Source organism: Aeromonas sp. QDB17 (genome assembly GCF_027705305.1).
In the GTDB taxonomy this organism is placed as follows: Bacteria; Pseudomonadota; Gammaproteobacteria; order Enterobacterales; family Aeromonadaceae; genus Aeromonas; species Aeromonas caviae.
This window is the reverse complement of record NZ_JAPDBP010000002.1, coordinates 1-16,477: the sequence shown is the minus strand read 5'-3', so window position 1 is coordinate 16,477 and position 16,477 is coordinate 1. Positions and strand designations below refer to the sequence as shown.

Here is a 16,477-nt window from a genome sequence, read left to right as displayed (position 1 = left end):
GGGAGGCGACCATGAACGGCGCCTCCTACTGGCGGGACTGGCAGGGCATGAGCCCGGCCGCCCGCCTGCTCATCACCAATGGGCTCGCCTTCAACCTCGGCTTCTACATGATGATGCCCTTCCTCGCCCAGCACATGGGCAGCGGGCTGGGCCTGGCCGGCTGGGCCTGCGGCCTCGTCATGGGGATGCGGGTCTTCAGCCAGCAGGGGCTCTTCCTGTTGGGCGGCACCCTTGGAGATCGCATCGGCTACCATCCCGCCATCGTCTGGGGCTGCCTGGTACGATCTTTAGGCTTCGTGCTGCTGGGCTGGGCCGAGTCCCTGCCCATCCTGCTGCTGGCCGCCGCCCTCACCGGCTTTGCGGGAGCCCTGTTTACCCCCTGCGCCCAGGCCTACCTTGCCAGCGAATGCCACAACCCGAGCCAGCGTCAGCGCGCCTTCGCCCTGCACAATCTGGCCAGCGAGGCGGGCATGCTGCTCGGCCCCCTGGTCGGCCTCACCTTGACCCAGCAAAGCTATACCCTGACGGGGATCCTGGCGGCGAGCCTCTTCGCCCTGCTCGGAGTGCTGCAATACCGGGTGCTGCCCAAACGCCCGGTGAGCAACCAGAGCCCCCGTGGCGCCATCTTGCGCCAATGGGGGGAGATAGTGCGCCAGCGCCCCTTCATGGGGTTCACCCTGCTGGCAGGCAGCTACCAGATCCTGTTCCACCAGCTCTACCTCGCCCTCCCCGCCCATATCCAGAGCCTGCCGGACGCCACCCACCTGCTCGGCGGCGTCTTCACCCTCTCGGCGGTGATCGGCGTTCTGCTCCAGCTCCCGGCCTCCCGCCTGGTGGAGCGCCGCCTGGGAGTGCCGCTCGCCATGGGGCTGGGGATAGGCATGATGGGCCTGAGCTATCTCGCCCTGCCCCTGCTGGCCCCCTGGCCGACGGCAGGCGTGTTGACGCAGGTGGCCCTGCTTTCCCTGGGCTCCATCCTCTGCTTCCCGCTCTTCGCCGCCCAGCTGCCCCGCTACGCCCCCCCTGAGCAGCTCGGCAGCTACTACGGCTTCTATGCCAGCGCCGGTGGCTGCATGGCGCTCTTTGGCAACCTGCTCATCGGCTTTATGCTGGGGGATGCGGGCAGCCGCCCCGCCACCGCCATCTGGTGGCTGCTGGCCCTCGCCGGGCTGCTGGCGGGAGTTGGCCTCTATACCCAGCTACGCAAGGATGGCCAGCCACAGCCTGCCAGCGAACAATAAAACAGGGCGGCCAAGGCCGCCCGGTTTATATCTCCATTCTCCCCTTTGCCTTCTTCCCCACTTGTCCATTAAACCCGAGACAGAGCAGGCTGACGCTATCGGCTCGATGGCGGTATATTGCTGGCTACCTTGGGCATTTGGATAGTTGACTTTCGCCATGCCTGAATCGGGTAACAACAGCGAGTCAAGAACAATCTAATAAGTTATAACAAACATAAATAAAAGGCACCTCGATTAGCAGCGTTATCACTGCATACCTAGGCGCCTCAATTGCATTGGTTAATGGTGGGTTAATACTTGACTATGAAACCTTTGAAGCCCTAGATATTTTCATTTCAAGGCATTTATCAAATAGTTTTTTAGCAAAAAGGAGACTTTCCTTAGCATCAGATTCAGTCACGTTCTCAAGCAACTGATAATCAGAAATACAACGCTTGGCTTTTTGTTGCTTCAATATAGCAGCCAAAGATCTCAACTTAATGACGTCGAATGCCTCTGAAGTTTTTGCCGAATTTAAATAGACAATCAGACTACTATGAACACTTGATGAGAATGCAGGACAATGTTCCAAAGTACCTAGAACCTCGTGATACATTGCATAGTAGGCCCTTGCGATAGCGTTTCTATAGGCAATTTCATCGCCAAATGTTATTGCTTTGGTTGCAAAATCATAGAAATCTTGACCACACACTGGCATAGCTATCAGCCCTTTTGTTCGCCCAATGTACTATTAACTGATGCTTTAAAAAATGCTGTCATTGATTTGTCAAAAACTAGCTCATCTTCAGCCATTTTCATGGCCAATTCAAAATTGGCATCACACAAGACTTCTGGGTCTGCATTCTCAACCGAGATAACCATAGTCAGATTTCCACCTTGTACAGAGATCTGGTTATCTAGCAGTGACAATTTTTTAAGCGCTGAGACTTCATGGACAACATTGGATAAATGAGATAACTCTTGAGAGCCTATCCCCACACGTTGCATGCAACTAGTCATATCGTTCAACACAGGTACAAACCTCGCTGATTCAGACTCTTGCTCTTCAAAATTTAAGTACTTCATATATTTAACAAAATAGTGATTGTACTTTTCTATATCTCGATTTAGCCAAAGTGCATGCTCAACCGCATGATGAACTAACCCCTTAGACTCATAAATGTCCGCAAGAGAGTATATAACTTCATCTAACTTGGGGTAATCAGCAATGTGCTTCAAGTAGGTCTTGTAATTAGTGAACATCACCCATGATGGATACCTATGGGCAGCATCCTCGAAAGCTCGCTTGGCCCCTTCAACATCTTGATAAGCACCTAGAGCTAAAGCATTGAGCAAGGCCCTCTCATCTGCGTCAGGAAGTGCTTTGATCTCTCTACGAATGCGGGCAAGTTCAAGCTCTCCAATAGCCACTTTTGAGTCAATGTAAGGTGTGAGTTTGTCCATCAACTCACTCATTTTTGATTGTGGCAGTGTCATAGATGCAAAAGAGGCCTTAAGAAAAGTCTGTGACTAGTTGTACGCGATCCATGCAGATCCGACAACCAAATTGGGTCACAAATTCTACGACCAAGGTTGATGAAAATCTACAAATGAAAACCCCGAGGGAGCGGCTCCAGCTGTCCACTGACTAACCAAATGACTAATGCTCGTCGGCAAGCCAAGACTGTCTGCCCTACACCTTAGCCCCCAGATGCAGCGCCAACCAGACCGCCAGCGGGATCACCACCACCGAGAGCGCATTGCCGCCGAGCACGATGCTGGCCACCTTGTCGGGCTGGCACTGGTACTGCTCACTGAGGATGTAATTGAGCACCGCCGGGGGCAGCGCCACCGACAGCATCAGGAGTGGTATCCAGTCAGGTTCGAGGGGCAGCAGCCAGACGGCGAGCCCCAGGGAGAGGCCCCCCGCCAGCAGGTAGAGCAGGTTGCACTTGATGGCCAGCCCCAGATGATCCAGCTCCCCTTCCATCAGCCTCACTCCCAAGGCAAACAGCATCAGGGGCACCGCTATCTGGCCGAGCAGGGCGGCGCTGGTCACCAGGTATTCCGGCAGCGGGATATGCAGGTTGGCCACCAGCAGCCCGGCGAAGGCGGCCCAGAGCACGGGGCTTCTCAGCCAGAGCCAGCGGGAGCTGCTGGCCGAGAGGATGAACATGCCCACCGAGAAGTGGAGCAGGTTGGAGAGCACAAAGAGGATGACGATGGCGCCGAGCTGCTGCTCGCCAAAGGCGAGCACCATCAGCGGAATGCCGAGGTTGCCGGTGTTGCGAAACATGGCGGGCAGGATCAGCGCGGCCCGCTCTATCTCCTTGAGTTTGAGCAGGGAGAGCAGCAAACCGGGCAGCAGGATCACCAGGGCACCGGCCCCCACAAGGGGCAAGTGCGCCGCGAGATCCAAGGGGTATTTCACCAGGGCCGAGAAGACCAGCGCCGGAGTAAAGAGTTCGATATTGGCCCGGTTGACATAACCCAGGGCCCCGCCCGGTCGCAACCGTCCATAGAGGGCGCCAAGGCCCACCACCGCAAACACGGGAATGACGATATTGAGCAGGGCGCTGAACATGGGTATTCCGTTTACAGTTCGCGGGCCGGGCGTCCCATCAGCACCACGGGGTCCAGCGTCACCTCCTGGCTGCCGTTGCTGACCCAGAGCTGGCCGTCGGAGATGGTGCAGGTGAGCTGCATGGTGCGCTCCACCATGGCCGCCAGGGGCAGGGTCTGGCTGTCGGAGAGTTCGATGACGCTCAGGTTGTCGTGCAGGCCGAGCTTGCCCTGGTTCTGCTTCCACCAGACGCTGGTGCCACGGCCGCCATAGAGGTAGAGCACCACCTGGCGAGAGCGGTTGCATGCCTTCTTGAGACGGCGCTCGTCCGGCTGACCCAGCTCAATCCAGAGTTCAATCTCATCGGAATAGTTCTTGCACCAGAGCTCGGGCTCGTCGTCGGCGGAGAGGCCCTTGGTGAACTCCAGCCGCTCGGCGGCATGCCAGGCGAAGGCCGCGAGGCGGATCATCATGCGCTCGTCGGTCTCGGAGGGGTGACGGGCCAGGGTGAGGGAGAAGTCCTGATAGAGATTGCGATCCATGTCAGACAAGCTGATCTGGGCCTTGAAGATGGTTGCCTTGAGCGCCATAGAAGTCGTGAATACCTGATAAAAGAGAAGGGGGCGGACATGCCGGGCGTCAGTGTAATCAAAATGGCCGCCGGGTTCGACCGTCTTGCGCTCCCTTTACCCCATCAGGGGCGGGCAAGTGCTTCAGAAGACACAAAAAACAAATGCCAGTCCGAGGACTGGCATTTGGCGGCATGAACGAGAGTGACTCACTTCTCGGCGGACTTGACCCCGAAGGCATTGAGCAGCAGGCAGCAGGTGACTGCCACGGCCACGAAGCCACTCAGAAAGATAAAGGGCATGGCCCCGTATCCCAATATGTTCCAGATGGTTTGTTCGAGCAGACTCATAGTGTGTCCTTCATCCAGTGAAATGGGTGTCCCTTTCGTGACGGGGTCGCCCCCGTTCCTGATGAGACTATTTGACCTCAACCCGCGCCTGAGTCCTATGCCACCAAAGTAATAAATGGGGCACCAGTTTGCGCCAGATCAAGGTTTTACCCCTCCCCGCCCCGTTTTTCTTCGCGCCCTCGCCCCAAACCGGAAAGGTACGCCCAACAAAAAGCGAGGCGACCTTGGGGTCGCCTCGCTCGATGCATGCCGTCGAGAGCCATCAGTAGAAGGTCTGCTGCTCCGCCGCCATCGCTTTCAGCCGCGCACAGGGGGCGAAGCGGTCGCCAAAGCGCTTCTGATGGTGCTCAAGACGCCCCACCAGATAGTCGATGCCGAGGCTGTCCATGTAGCGGAACGGGCCGCCCAGGAAGGGAGGGAAGCCGATACCGAAGATGGCGCCGATGTCGCCGTCCCGGGCCGAGGCCACCACGCCGCCATCCAGGGCCATGGCTGCTTCGTTGAGCATCAGCAGCACGCAGCGCTCGGCGATCTCCTGCCTGGCCAGCTTGGCCTGGGGCTTGACGCCCAGCACGTCGTAGACGCTCGCGTCCACCGTCTTCTTGCCCTCCTTGCCGGTGAGCTTGTTGCGCGGAGCCGCCTTGCCATAGAGATAGAAGCCCTTGCCGTTCTTGCGCCCCTTGCGATCGTCCTCCAGCAGCTTGTCAAAGGCCTTGGGCGCCTGGAACTGCTCGCCACCCAGCTCTTTTTCGAGGATGGGGGAGATCTTGGCCCCCACGTCGATCCCCACCTCGTCCAGCAGGGTGATGGGGCCGACCGGGAAACCGAAGTCGAGCAGAGCGCCGTCCAGTACCTCCACCGGCTCCCCTTCCAGCACCAGGCGCGCCGCCTCGTTCATGTAGGGCGCCAGGATGCGGTTGACGTAGAAGCCCGCCTCGTCCTTCACCACGATGGGGGTCTTGCCCTGGGCCCGGGCGAAGGCCAGGGTGGTGGCTACCGTCTCGGCACTGGTGCCGGCGTGGGGAATGATCTCGGCCAGCGGCATCTTGTCCACCGGGCTGAAGTAGTGCAGCCCCACCACCCGCTCCGGATGCGTCGCCGCCGAGGCGATCTGGTGGATGGGCAGGGAGGAGGTGTTGGAGGCAAACACGGTGTGCTCGCCGCACTCGCGCTCCACGTCCTGCACCATCTGGTGCTTGAGGTTGATCTCCTCGAACACCGCTTCCACCACCATGTCCACCCGGTGGAAGCCGGAATAGTCCAGGGTGCCGGTCAGCAGGCTCATCTGTTTCTCCAGCTCGCTGCGCAGCAGTTGGCGACGCTTGAGCTTCCTGGCGAGGAGGTCGTAGCTGTAACGCATGGCATTGCCGATGCCGGCGCTCGCCACATCCTTGATCCGCACCGGTACCCCCGCCTTGGTGGCGGTGACGAAGGCAATACCCCCTCCCATCAGGCCGCCCCCCAGCACGGCGGCATGACCCACCTTGCGCGGCTCGGCCCCCTGATAGCTCACCTCTTTCTTCATCTCCGTGGTGGCGAAGAAGAGGGAGCGCAGGGCGGCGGATTCCGGCGTCATCACCAGCTCGCCGAAGTGGCGGGCCTCGGCCTGCAGGCCGGCCTGCATCCCCTCCTCCACGCCGATGCGCACCACCTCGATGATGCGCTCCGGCGCCGGGTAGTTGCCCCGGGTCTTGGCCTTGACCCCCTTGCGGGCCTGATCGAACAGCACCTTGCGACCAAATTTGTTGGTCTCCAGCACCTTGCCCTGCAGATCCCGTTTCAGGTGGTGGCGCGGCTTGCCCTTCTTGGCAAGCTTGATGGCGGCCTCCAGCAAAATGGACGGGGGCACCATGTCATCCACCAGCCCGAGCTTCCTGGCCTGTTTGGCCCGCACCTGCTTGCCGGTCAGCATCAGATCCAGTGCCTTGGCCACCCCGATGAGGCGCGGCAGTCGCTGGGTACCGCCGGAGCCCGGCAGCAGGCCGAGCTGCACTTCCGGCAGGCCCAGCACGGTTTTACCGTGATCGGTCACCACCCGGCCATGACAGGCGAGCGCCAGCTCCAGCCCGCCGCCAAGGCAGGGGCCGTGAATGGCGGCGATCACCGGGATCCCCAGGGCTTCGATCTCGGCGAACACCTCCTGTCCGGCCCGGGACAGCGCTTCGGCATCCTGGGCGCTGGTGCAGGCCGCCAGCATGGCGATGTCGGCCCCGGCAACGAAGGAGTCCTTCTTGCCGGAGACGATCACCAGGCCGATCAGATCCCCGTTCCCCTTTACCTCGGCCAGCAGAGTGCGGATCTCGTCCGCAAAGGAGGCCTTCAGGGTGTTCATGCTCTCACCGGGCACATCCATGGTGAGGATGCCGATGCCGTCTTTGCGAATATCCAGAGAAAAAGTCTTGGCACTCATCATTCCACCTCCAGCACCATGGCCACACCCAGCCCACCCGCCGCACAGGCGGTGTTGAGCCCCAATCCCCCACCCCGTCGCCGTAGTTCATGCAGGGTCTGGGTGATCATGCGCGCCCCGGTGGCGGCAAAGGGGTGACCAAAGGCCAAAGAGCCGCCGAGCACGTTGAACTTCTCCATGTCCACCTCGCCGATGGCCTGATCCCGGCCCAGCTTGTCACGGGCAAATTCGGCGCTTGCAAACATCTTGAGGTTGGCGAGCGTCTGGGCGGCAAAGGCTTCGTGCATGTCGATGAGGGTGAGATCCCCAAGGGTGATGCCTGCACGGTCCAGCGCCAGCGGCGTGGCATAGGAGGGGCCCATCAGCATGTCCTGCCAGACATCGATGGCGGAAAACGCGAAGCTGCGGATGTAACCCAGCGGCTCCAGACCCAGCTCGCGGGCCCGCCCTTCGCGCATCATCAGCACGGCGGCGGCGCCGTCGGTGAGCGGGGTGGCGTTGGCGGCGGTCACCGAGCCGTGAGCCCGGTCAAACACCGGTTTGAGCTTGGCGTAACTCGCCAGATCCGAGCTTTCGCGGATGTTGTTGTCCCGCTCCAGCGGCGACTTGTAGGGGGGCACGTGGGCGGTGAACACCTCGCCACTCAATTTGCCCTGCGCCCAGGCTTCGGCCGCCAGGGTGTGGGAGCGGTGGGCCAGCGCATCTTGCGCCTCGCGGCTGATCTGGTGGGTCTTGGCCATCTGCTCGGCGGTCTGCCCCATGGAGAGACCGGTGGAGTACTCGGCCACGGCCGGGGGCACCGGCAGCAGGTCCTTCAGGCGCAGACGGCGCAGAATATTGAAACGCTGCTGGAGGTTGCGCGCCTTGTTGAGATCCACCAGGGCGCGGGCCAGAGACTTGCTGACTCCGATGGGCAGCACGGAAGAGGAGTCGGCACCGCCGGCGATGGCGATGTCCACCGTGCCGGCCATGATGGATTCGGTGACGTTGGCCACCGCCTGGAAACTGGTGGCGCAGGCGCGCGACACGCTATAGGCATCGGTGCTGACGCTCATGCCGGTGCCGAGCACGATCTCCCGGGCGATGTTTGGCGCTTCCGGCATCTGCACCACCTGGCCGAACACCAGCTGGTCGATGAGCTTGGGGTCGAGATCGGTGCGGGCGAGCATCTCGCTCACCACCAGTTTGCCCAGATCCACCGCAGGCACGCCGTGAAAAGCGGTGGCCTGCTTGGCAAAGGGGGTGCGCAGACCCGCCACGACGGCTATCCGTTCGCCCTGGCGAGTCGTCAGTTTCAATGGCTGTTTCATCCTGGCTCCTTGGGTTAAAAAGGCAGAGGTCTGACCTCATTGCGCCACATCTTAACAATCCAATCACAACTTTCATACGGCTGATTGAAACTAAATTGTCCCCATCTTGCCACCCTCCCTCGCCCTTGTGAGCCAACTGGGGTATAAAAAGATCAACTTCCATAAAAACAACGGGTTTATCGCATGGCAGCGGCCGAGTTCAGAGCACTTGGAGACTATCTGGGCAACCAGATCCTGGGACAGGGCCCCCTCATCGAGGGGCTGCTGATCGCCCTGTTATGTGAAGGACATGTGCTGATCGAGGGGGCCCCCGGTCTTGCCAAGACCCGGGCGGTCAAGGCGCTGGCCGGGGCCGTGGAGGGGCGCTTTGCCCGTATCCAGTTCACCCCGGATCTGCTCCCTGCCGATCTCACCGGCAGCGAGGTCTTCCATCCCCAGGATGCGAGCTTCGTGTTTCAACCCGGCCCCCTGTTCAACCACCTGGTGCTGGCGGACGAGATCAACCGGGCGCCGGCCAAGGTGCAGTCCGCCCTGCTGGAGGCCATGGCCGAGCACCAGATCACCGTGGGCAAGAAGAGCTGGCGCCTGCCCTCCCTCTTCATGGTCGCCGCCACCCAGAACCCCATCGAGCAGGAAGGAACCTATCCCCTGCCGGAGGCCCAGCTCGATCGCTTCTTGCTCAAGCTGCTGGTGGATTACCCCAGCCCCGCCATGGAGCTGGCCATCCTCCAGCTCAACGCCCGCGGCGACGCCCTGCCGACGCCGCCGGTCACCCTGAGCCAGTCCGACTTGCTGGAAGCCCGCACCGCCGTTCAGGGGGTACAGATGCAGGGGCGCCTCGAGCACTATCTGGTGCAACTGGTGTGCGCCACCCGCCCCGGCAGCGGCCTGTGCCCCGAGCTAGACCCCCTGGTCGCGGTGGGAGCCAGCCCCAGGGCCAGCATCGGCCTCGCAAGAGCCGCACGGGCCCGGGCCTGGCTCGCCGGGCGCGACTTCGTGCTGCCCGAAGACATCCAGCAACTGGCGCCAGCCGTGCTGCGCCACCGCCTCATCCCGAGTTATCAGGCGCTGGCGGACAACCTCGATAGCGAGGCGCTCATCACCCTGCTGCTGGATGCCATTCCATGCCCCTGAGCCGGCCCCCACAGGCAGCCCTATCGCCATGACCCCCGTCGCCGAGCCCCGGGATCACCCCGACATCGCCCTCACCCTCCAGCGGCTGCTGGCGGTGCGCCTCTGGACGCGCCAGGGCGAGCGTGCCCGCATTCATCAGGCGGCCCAGGGGCGTATCGGGCGCCAGCCCGGGCTCCATTTCAGGGAGCTTCGCCTCTATCAGGCCGGTGACGAGGTGCGTCACATCGACTGGCGGGTCACCGCCCGCCTCGGTCGCCCCCACACCCGCCTCTACGGGGAAGAGCAGGATCAGGCCCACTGGTTGCTGCTGGATCTCTCACCCGCCATGTACTTTGGCTCCCGCGCCCAGCTCAAGGCCCGCCTTGGCTGCGAGCTGGCCGCCGCCCTGCTCTGGCAGGGGGAGAAACAGGCCAATACCTTGATCTGCCAGGGCGCAGCCCCCCACACAGAGCACCAGCGCGGCTCTCTCATGCCTCTGCTGGAAGCGCTCTGTCGCCATTACGAGGCAGGGCTGGATCGCGCCCCCCCGCCCTGGACGCTGGCCCAGACCCTGGCGCGACTCACCCTGCCCCACGGGGCCAGATTGACCCTGATAAGCCACCACCAGGCACCGGACCAGGCCCTCTGCCAGCAGTTGCAACGCCTTCGCCCGCGCCACGACATTCACTACTGGCAGATCCGCGATCCCCTGGAAGCCGCGCTGCCCGAACAGGGGCAGATGGCAGTGCAGGCAGGCAGACACAGCGGTTGGCTCGCGGGAGAAGATCCCCGCTTTCGCGCCCGCTATCAGAGGGCGGCCGACGAACAGGCTGAGGCCTGTCGCCAGCAGTTGCTGCCCCTGGTGACGCGCCTCTATCGCCTCGACAACGGCGCCACCCTGCAACGCCAGTGGCAGGAGGGCGGATGCCGTCTGTTTTGAGGGGGGAGCAGGGCGTGCCCGCACCGGATGCATATCGCCAGCCCTCGTCCAGCGAGTCCTTGCAAGCCATCCGTGCCGAGCTGCGTGACATCCACCAAGGCCCCGCTCTCGAGCCTGCACAGGATCCTCGCCTGATGGCCCTCGGGGGGCTGCTGATCGCGGCGATCGCCGCTTGCCTGATCGCCACGACGGCCCTCACCCTGTTGCGCCAGCGCCGCTGGGCGCACCGGATAGACTGGCAGGCAGACGATCTCGTCCCCAGGCTGCAGGATGCCCTGCGAGAAGCGGCCATGGCCCGCTGGCCCGAGGCGGCCCCCCTGCAAGGGGAGGCCTGGCTCGCCTGGCTGGACAACAAGGGGGGGAGCGATTTTTCCCGCTTTGCCGCCCAGTGGCCGCTCTGGCTCTATGGGGGCAGAGTGCCCGATGAGGCGCAGCGCAAAAGATTGCGCCTCGCCTATCTCGCCTGGGGGCGCCGCTGCGTCAGTGCGCCGCGATTCCCGGCAAGCAAGCGAGGGGCACCTCCCCCGGAGGGTACGCGATGATCCTCGCCTGGCCCTGGTTTTCCCTCGCCCTCGCCTTGCCGCTGCTGGTGCGCTTCGGCCTGCCTCCCATGAAGGGGCGCAAGGGAGGAAACCAGCTCGTTCACGGAGGTTTTCCCCTGCTCCAGCCCCAGGCGGGGCAACCCTTGTGGCGCATGATGATCTGCTGGTGCGCCCTGGTACTGGCCCTGTGCCGCCCCCAGTGGCAGGAGCCCCCGATCATTCACTACCAAAGCAGCCGGGACCTCATCCTGGCGGTGGATCTCTCCGACAGCATGCGCACCCAGGACATGCTGGATGACGGAGAGCAAACGGACAGGCTTGCCGCGGTGCGCCAGCAGATAAGCAACCTTGTCGCCTCCCGCCCGGGGGATCGCATCGCCCTTGTCGTCTTTGCCGATCACGCCTATCTGCTCTCCCCCCTCACCCAGGAGACCGGGGCCCTGCTCACCCTGGCCAGGGAGCTCGACTTCGATCTGGTGGGGCGCACCACGGCCCTGGGGGAAGCCATCCTGCTGGCACGCCAGCACGCCGACCCCACCCGCCCCACCGCCCTGCTGCTGGTGACGGACGGGCGCAATACCTCGGGCAATGCGGATCCCCTGACCGAGGCCAGGCTCGCCGCCAAAGCCGGCATCCGTCTCTATACCCTGGGGGTGGGCGCCGACCCCGACACCTTCGCCGCGCCCGCAGGGGACGCCGATCCCAGTGCCGAGCTGGATGAAGCCCTGTTGCAGCAGCTGGCGACACTAGGAGGAGGCCGCTATTTTCGCGCCCGCAACCGGGGCGATCTCGCCGCCATCAACCAGGCCATCGACACCCTGGAGCCCCTCGCCCGGCCCCAGATCCTCTCTCGGCCCCACCAGGAGCTCTACCCCTGGCCACTGGCCCTGGCCTGGCTGCTGCTCTGCTGGCCAGCCCGCTGGCGCATCCCCCTGTCACACAGGCCATCCCATGAGTAGGCAGGCCATGATGGTGGCACCATGGAGCTGACCTTGCTGCGCCCCCTCTGGTTGCTGGCCCTGATCCCCTGGCTGTGGCAGGGGTGGCGCCGCCGCCGCGATCCCGGCTTGCTCTCCCCGGCCATGCAGGCCTATCTGCTGCCGAGCCGCCATCGGGCCATCCCCTGGCGCTGGCTTGCCTGTCTGCCGGTGATCCTGGCGCTCTCGGGCCCCGCCCTGCGCCAGCAGAGTCTCCCCATGCCGAGCCCGGCCCTCGATATCTGGCTACTGGATCTATCCGACTCCATGCTGGCACAGGATCTGGCGCCGGACCGGGCAACCCGGGTGAGGCTGGGATTGCAGGAGATGCTGGCCGACATAGCGCGGCAGGACGCGGCCCATCCCATCGCCCTCATTCTATTTGCCGGGGATGCCTACCTCGCCATGCCTCCCACCCGGGATCATCAGGCCATCGCCTTGCTGCTGCCGGACCTGCGCCCGGCCATCATGCCTGTCCAGGGCAGCGCCCCCGAGCGCGCCGTGGCCCTGGCCCTCACCCTGATCCCGCCGGGCCAGTCCGCCCGTCTACTGCTCGTGACCGACGGCCTCTCCGGGACAGCGCGCGATCGCATCGCCGCCCTCTGGCCCTGCCTCAACGACCTGTTCTGCAAGGCAGGCTCGGCCCCGCGGCTCGACATCTTGCTGGCCAGCGGGGGCAAGGAGACCCGGTTGCCCGGCGTGGCTGCCGAGCGCTGGCAGCTCGGCAGCCCGGTCGGCCACACCTTGCCGGCGCCCGACGAGGAGGCCATGACCGCCCTTGCCGCCAGTACCGGAGGCAGGCAGGCCTGGCTTGATTCCGGCCTGCCCCGCTTTGCCCCCCTGCCCATGGGCCAGACCCTGACGCAGGGGCAATCCCGGGATCTCGGCCCCTGGCTGCTCATCCCCTTGCTCCCCCTGGCGCTGCTGGCACGGATCGGCGCCCACTGGCTGCTGGTGATCCTCGTCATTGGCGTCGCGCCCCCTTCCCTGCAGGCGGCCTCCCGACAAGATGAAGCAGGCTGGCAGGCTTATCGCCAGGGACACTATCGGGAAGCGGCCAACGCCTTCCAGGATCCGGTCTGGCAAGGCAACGCCTGGTATAGAGCCGGGGATTACGCCAGGGCCGTCGCCGCCTATGGCAGGGCAAACAGCGCCACTGCCCACTACAACAGGGGCAATGCCCTGGTCTGGCTCGGGGATCTTGCCGCCGCGGAGCAGGCCTATCTGAGCGCCCTTCGCCTTGAACCTGGGCACAGGGATGCCTTGCACAACCTGGCCCTGCTGCGGGCCAACCCGCCACAGTCGGCGCCCTCGGCAAATGCCCCGGAGCAGGCCGACACTCCCGACCCCGCCCGCGCCTCAGAGGCTCCTCGCCCCCCGGCGCCCCCCGTGCTGCTGCTGGAGCAGCGCCTTCGCAAGGAGGCCCTGCGCCGCCCCCTGATCAAGGTGGAGGAGCCCTGGTGATCCTCGTACTGCGCTTGCTCTCCCCCCGGATCGGCTGCTGGCTGCTGCTCGCCCTGTGCGCCATGCGGGTGCAGGCCGTCCCTGTCGAGGCCGAGCTGTTGCCGGGGGCGAGCGAGCGCGACTGGCTGCTCATCATCGAGGCCGACGGGATGTACCGCGATGAGGATCTCAACCTGCAACCGCTGCTGCGCCAGTTTGCGGTCGGGCGGGTCAGCATCCAGCGGGTCAGTGCCCAGAGCCGCAGCCTGACCCGCTGGCAGATCCCCCTGCACCTGCTCGATACAAGCCCGCGCCAGGTGCCCTCCCTGCCCCTTGGCGCCGATCTCACCCCCTCCCTGGCGGTGCCGACACGTTCCCTGGACGGCACCCTGATGCCGGCACAAGACCCGGTATTCTCTCCGGTCGAGCTGCAGGCCCGGGCGCTCCATGAGGGGAATCTCTACCCCGGCCAGCCCTTCATCTATGAGCTGACCCTCTGGCTGCCCGCCAACCTGGAGGCCCCCAACCTCGGCGAGCCCATCACCCCGGCCTTTACCATTCGCCGCCTTGGCGAGGACCGCTGGGACTCTCCTGCCAGCCCCGGCCTGCCCGGGCGTCTCACGAGAAAATGGCTGCTGCAGGCCAAAGGACCCGGACTCCATCCCGTCGAATCCCCCCGCTTCCAGGGGCGGTTGCCGCACCAGGACCAGGCCGGTGCGACCGCGCCGGGCAACGCGGGGGATCTGCTGTCCGCCAGGGCGGCGACCCTCTTCATCAAGGTGGACAAGGCCCCCCTGGAGCCGGTGGCGAGCAGCCTGGTGTTGCGCCAGCAGTTCAGCCCGGCGCAGGCCAGGGTGGGTGAGCCGGTGATCCGCATCCTCACCTTGGTGATGGAAGGGGGGGATGGCAACCGCCTGCCCCCCTTGCCGGCCCCGCCCCTGCCCGCCGGCCTCTCCATGAAGCCGGACGGCGAGCAGCAACAGGAGCGATTCGTGGCCGAGGGGGCGCTTCGCTTCGAGCGCCAGTGGCGCCAGGCCCTGACCGCCGACGAGGCGGGGCGCTATGTGCTGCCCCCCCAGACCCTGCGCTGGTTCAACACCCAGAGCGGCCGCATCGAGGAGGCGCGCCTGCCCGCACATTCTCTGGTGTTCACGGCAAGGGAGAGCGCCACTCCCGCCTCCCCCGCACCAGGGGTCCAGTATCTCTATTGGGTGCTCCTGGCCATCCTGCTGCGGGCATTCATGCGCCGCTGGCCGCGCTGGCGCGCCTTCTATCGCCTGCAACGGGCCCTCGCCACGGGATCTCCTGACGAGGCCAGGGAAACCCTGCTGACCTGGGCCGTCCTGCGCTGGGACACCCCCTGTCTGCATCTGGCCAGGCTGCCCTGTCACCGCGACCCCGCCATGGGGGCGCTGCTGGACGGCCTGGATCGGGCCTGTTTTTCCCCCAAACGAGTCCCTGGCGAACACCTGCCCAGGCAGGCGCTCGCCAGGGAGTTGTGCACCTGGGAGAGCTTTGCGATAGCCTATGGTCTTCGAATACTGGCGTGGATGCGTGCATGATGCGCCCCTCATGAAACAGGACACCCCTTTATGGCGTTAGGTTTTTTCAGAAGAAAAAGGGCCGACACGGGAAAGGATCCCTGCGCGTCTCCGGTCTATGGGGAGATGGCAGACAAACAAACCAAGTACGAAGCCCTGGTGCACGCCCTGCACGGGGACATCTACCGCTACGCCTACTGGCTGTGCCGGGATCCGCAAATCGCCGAGGATCTGGTGCAGGAGACTTTCCTGCGCGCCTGGAAGGCGATAGATACCCTGCTGGACGACAAGGCTGCCAAGGCGTGGCTCATCACCATATTGCGGCGGGAGAATGCCCGCCGCTTTGAGCGAAAGCAGTTCGATCTCGTCGACCTCGACGAGCACCCCCTGCGGGATCAGGGTGTCCTGCCAAGCGAGCAGGAGATGGAGCACGAATGGCTCAGGCGCCACATCGCCCGCCTGCCTGCCGAGTATCAGGAGCCGCTGCTGCTGCAGGTACTGGGGGGATTCAGCGGGGAGGAGATCGCCGAGCAACTCGGCCTGAACAAGAACACCGTCATGACAAGGCTGTTTCGCGCCCGCAACCAGATAAAAGAGGCCATGGAGTCTGCGAAACAACAGAGAGGACACACCAATGGATGAGCTTGAATTTCGCCGCCGGGCCATCACTCACCCCTCGGACAGGGATCCCGCCTTCTTGAAAGCCGCCGAGGCGTCACCGGCCAATCGCAAGCATCTGGACGAGATGCAGCAGCTCGAGCGCCAGGTGCGCAGCACTCTGGAAGTGGACGTACCGGCCGGTCTTGCGGAGCGGATCCTGCTCAGACAGGCGATGGCAGCCGAAGAGGAGCAGGTGGTCTCGCTACCCGCCACTCCTGCACGCACGCAATGGCGCGCTCTGGCCATCGCAGCCTCGGTCGCCTTCCTGCTCGGCATGAGCACCCGCTGGATCAGCTGGCCTGTGGCACCGGACACCCTGTCGCTGGCTCAGGTCGCCATGTCCCACGTTTATGGGGAAGAGCCCTTCATTCATGCGGTGGATGAGCGGGTCAGCCTGCACACCATCAACGCAAAAATGGAGAAATATGGTGCCACCCTGAGCGAGATGCCGGGCATGAAGGTAACCTATGTCAACCACTGCGCCTTCTACCAGGGACCGGCCCTGCACATGGTGCTCCAGGGCAAGATGGGACCGGTCACCCTGTTCCTCGTCCCCAAGCATCTGCCACTGACGATCCAGTCCGATTTTGCAGACGGGACCCTCAAGGGGGAGATACTGCCGCTCAAGGGGGCCAACATGGTGCTCATCGGAGACATGCAGGAGCCCCTCGCCCCGGTTGCCCGCCAGCTTGAGTCACGCCTGCACTGGTCCATTTAACAGACCTTGACCCAGGCTGACTCGTCCTCCGCCTCAGCCACATCATACCAATCGGATTAAACATTAGGTCAGTTTTATCCAATCTCGGCTACAAAGTGACATCACCCGCTCCACATCGGCA

At 63.8% G+C, this 16,477-nt stretch carries 16 protein-coding genes; 9 read left to right on the top strand and 7 right to left on the bottom strand.

Going from position 1 to position 16,477, the window contains the following annotated elements; genetic code table 11:
• Positions 1-11 precede the first annotated feature (11 nt).
• Positions 12-1,241: an MFS transporter gene (locus OKC41_RS01790; RefSeq protein WP_201894023.1), complete on the top strand. Its 1,230-nt coding sequence runs from the start codon at positions 12-14 to the stop codon at positions 1,239-1,241.
• 301 nt (positions 1,242-1,542) lie between these two features.
• On the opposite strand, the gene OKC41_RS01785 is transcribed toward OKC41_RS01790, so the two are convergent.
• The 7 genes from OKC41_RS01785 to fadI form a co-directional block, all read right to left on the bottom strand.
• A complete protein-coding gene (locus tag OKC41_RS01785) occupies positions 1,543-1,938 on the bottom strand; it encodes a hypothetical protein (RefSeq protein ID WP_201894024.1) in 396 nt (131 codons plus the stop codon).
• Between the two features lie 5 nt (positions 1,939-1,943).
• On the bottom strand, positions 1,944-2,684 hold the full coding sequence (locus OKC41_RS01780; protein WP_201894025.1) for a hypothetical protein: 741 nt from the start codon (positions 2,682-2,684) through the stop codon (positions 1,944-1,946).
• A gap of 229 nt (positions 2,685-2,913) precedes the next feature.
• Positions 2,914-3,804: an AEC family transporter gene (locus tag OKC41_RS01775; RefSeq protein WP_201894026.1), complete on the bottom strand. Its 891-nt coding sequence runs from the start codon at positions 3,802-3,804 to the stop codon at positions 2,914-2,916.
• Positions 3,805-3,815: 11 nt separating this feature from the next.
• Positions 3,816-4,373 (bottom strand): YaeQ family protein, encoded by a 558-nt coding sequence (locus tag OKC41_RS01770; protein ID WP_010674671.1) that lies wholly within the window; start codon positions 4,371-4,373, stop codon positions 3,816-3,818.
• A 188-nt stretch (positions 4,374-4,561) separates the two neighbouring features.
• On the bottom strand, positions 4,562-4,702 hold the full coding sequence (locus tag OKC41_RS01765; protein WP_005325161.1) for a TIGR02808 family protein: 141 nt from the start codon (positions 4,700-4,702) through the stop codon (positions 4,562-4,564).
• A gap of 262 nt (positions 4,703-4,964) precedes the next feature.
• Entirely contained in the window at positions 4,965-7,112 is a 2,148-nt protein-coding gene (gene fadJ, locus OKC41_RS01760) for a fatty acid oxidation complex subunit alpha FadJ (protein ID WP_201894028.1), read from the bottom strand.
• Positions 7,112-8,422 (bottom strand): acetyl-CoA C-acyltransferase FadI, encoded by a 1,311-nt coding sequence (fadI, locus tag OKC41_RS01755; protein ID WP_010674668.1) that lies wholly within the window; start codon positions 8,420-8,422, stop codon positions 7,112-7,114. Before fadI ends, fadJ begins: the two co-directional genes overlap by 1 nt.
• A gap of 183 nt (positions 8,423-8,605) precedes the next feature.
• Between fadI and OKC41_RS01750 the strand changes: the two genes are divergently transcribed.
• The 8 genes from OKC41_RS01750 to OKC41_RS01715 all read left to right on the top strand — a co-directional run bounded on the left by OKC41_RS01750 (position 8,606) and on the right by OKC41_RS01715 (position 16,356).
• Complete coding sequence (locus tag OKC41_RS01750; protein WP_201894030.1) at positions 8,606-9,556, top strand: MoxR family ATPase; 951 nt, start codon at positions 8,606-8,608, stop codon at positions 9,554-9,556.
• 28 nt (positions 9,557-9,584) lie between these two features.
• A complete protein-coding gene (locus tag OKC41_RS01745; RefSeq protein ID WP_201894032.1) occupies positions 9,585-10,475 on the top strand; it encodes a DUF58 domain-containing protein in 891 nt (296 codons plus the stop codon).
• Entirely contained in the window at positions 10,460-11,017 is a 558-nt protein-coding gene (locus OKC41_RS01740; RefSeq protein WP_234921656.1) for a DUF4381 family protein, read from the top strand. Before OKC41_RS01745 ends, OKC41_RS01740 begins: the two co-directional genes overlap by 16 nt.
• Positions 11,014-11,976, top strand: coding sequence for a VWA domain-containing protein (locus tag OKC41_RS01735; RefSeq protein WP_201894034.1), 963 nt, complete (start codon positions 11,014-11,016; stop codon positions 11,974-11,976). Before OKC41_RS01740 ends, OKC41_RS01735 begins: the two co-directional genes overlap by 4 nt.
• A 21-nt stretch (positions 11,977-11,997) precedes the next feature.
• Positions 11,998-13,458, top strand: a complete 1,461-nt coding sequence (locus OKC41_RS01730) for a tetratricopeptide repeat protein (protein ID WP_270671648.1) — start codon at positions 11,998-12,000, stop codon at positions 13,456-13,458.
• A gap of 62 nt (positions 13,459-13,520) precedes the next feature.
• The gene (locus tag OKC41_RS01725; RefSeq protein ID WP_197055475.1) at positions 13,521-14,999 is read left to right on the top strand and encodes a BatD family protein; all 1,479 of its coding nucleotides are present in this window, start codon (positions 13,521-13,523) and stop codon (positions 14,997-14,999) included.
• Positions 15,000-15,029: 30 nt separating this feature from the next.
• The gene (locus OKC41_RS01720; RefSeq protein WP_080769901.1) at positions 15,030-15,620 is read left to right on the top strand and encodes a sigma-70 family RNA polymerase sigma factor; all 591 of its coding nucleotides are present in this window, start codon (positions 15,030-15,032) and stop codon (positions 15,618-15,620) included.
• On the top strand, positions 15,613-16,356 hold the full coding sequence (locus OKC41_RS01715; RefSeq protein ID WP_042878935.1) for a DUF3379 domain-containing protein: 744 nt from the start codon (positions 15,613-15,615) through the stop codon (positions 16,354-16,356). Before OKC41_RS01720 ends, OKC41_RS01715 begins: the two co-directional genes overlap by 8 nt.
• Positions 16,357-16,477 lie beyond the last annotated feature (121 nt).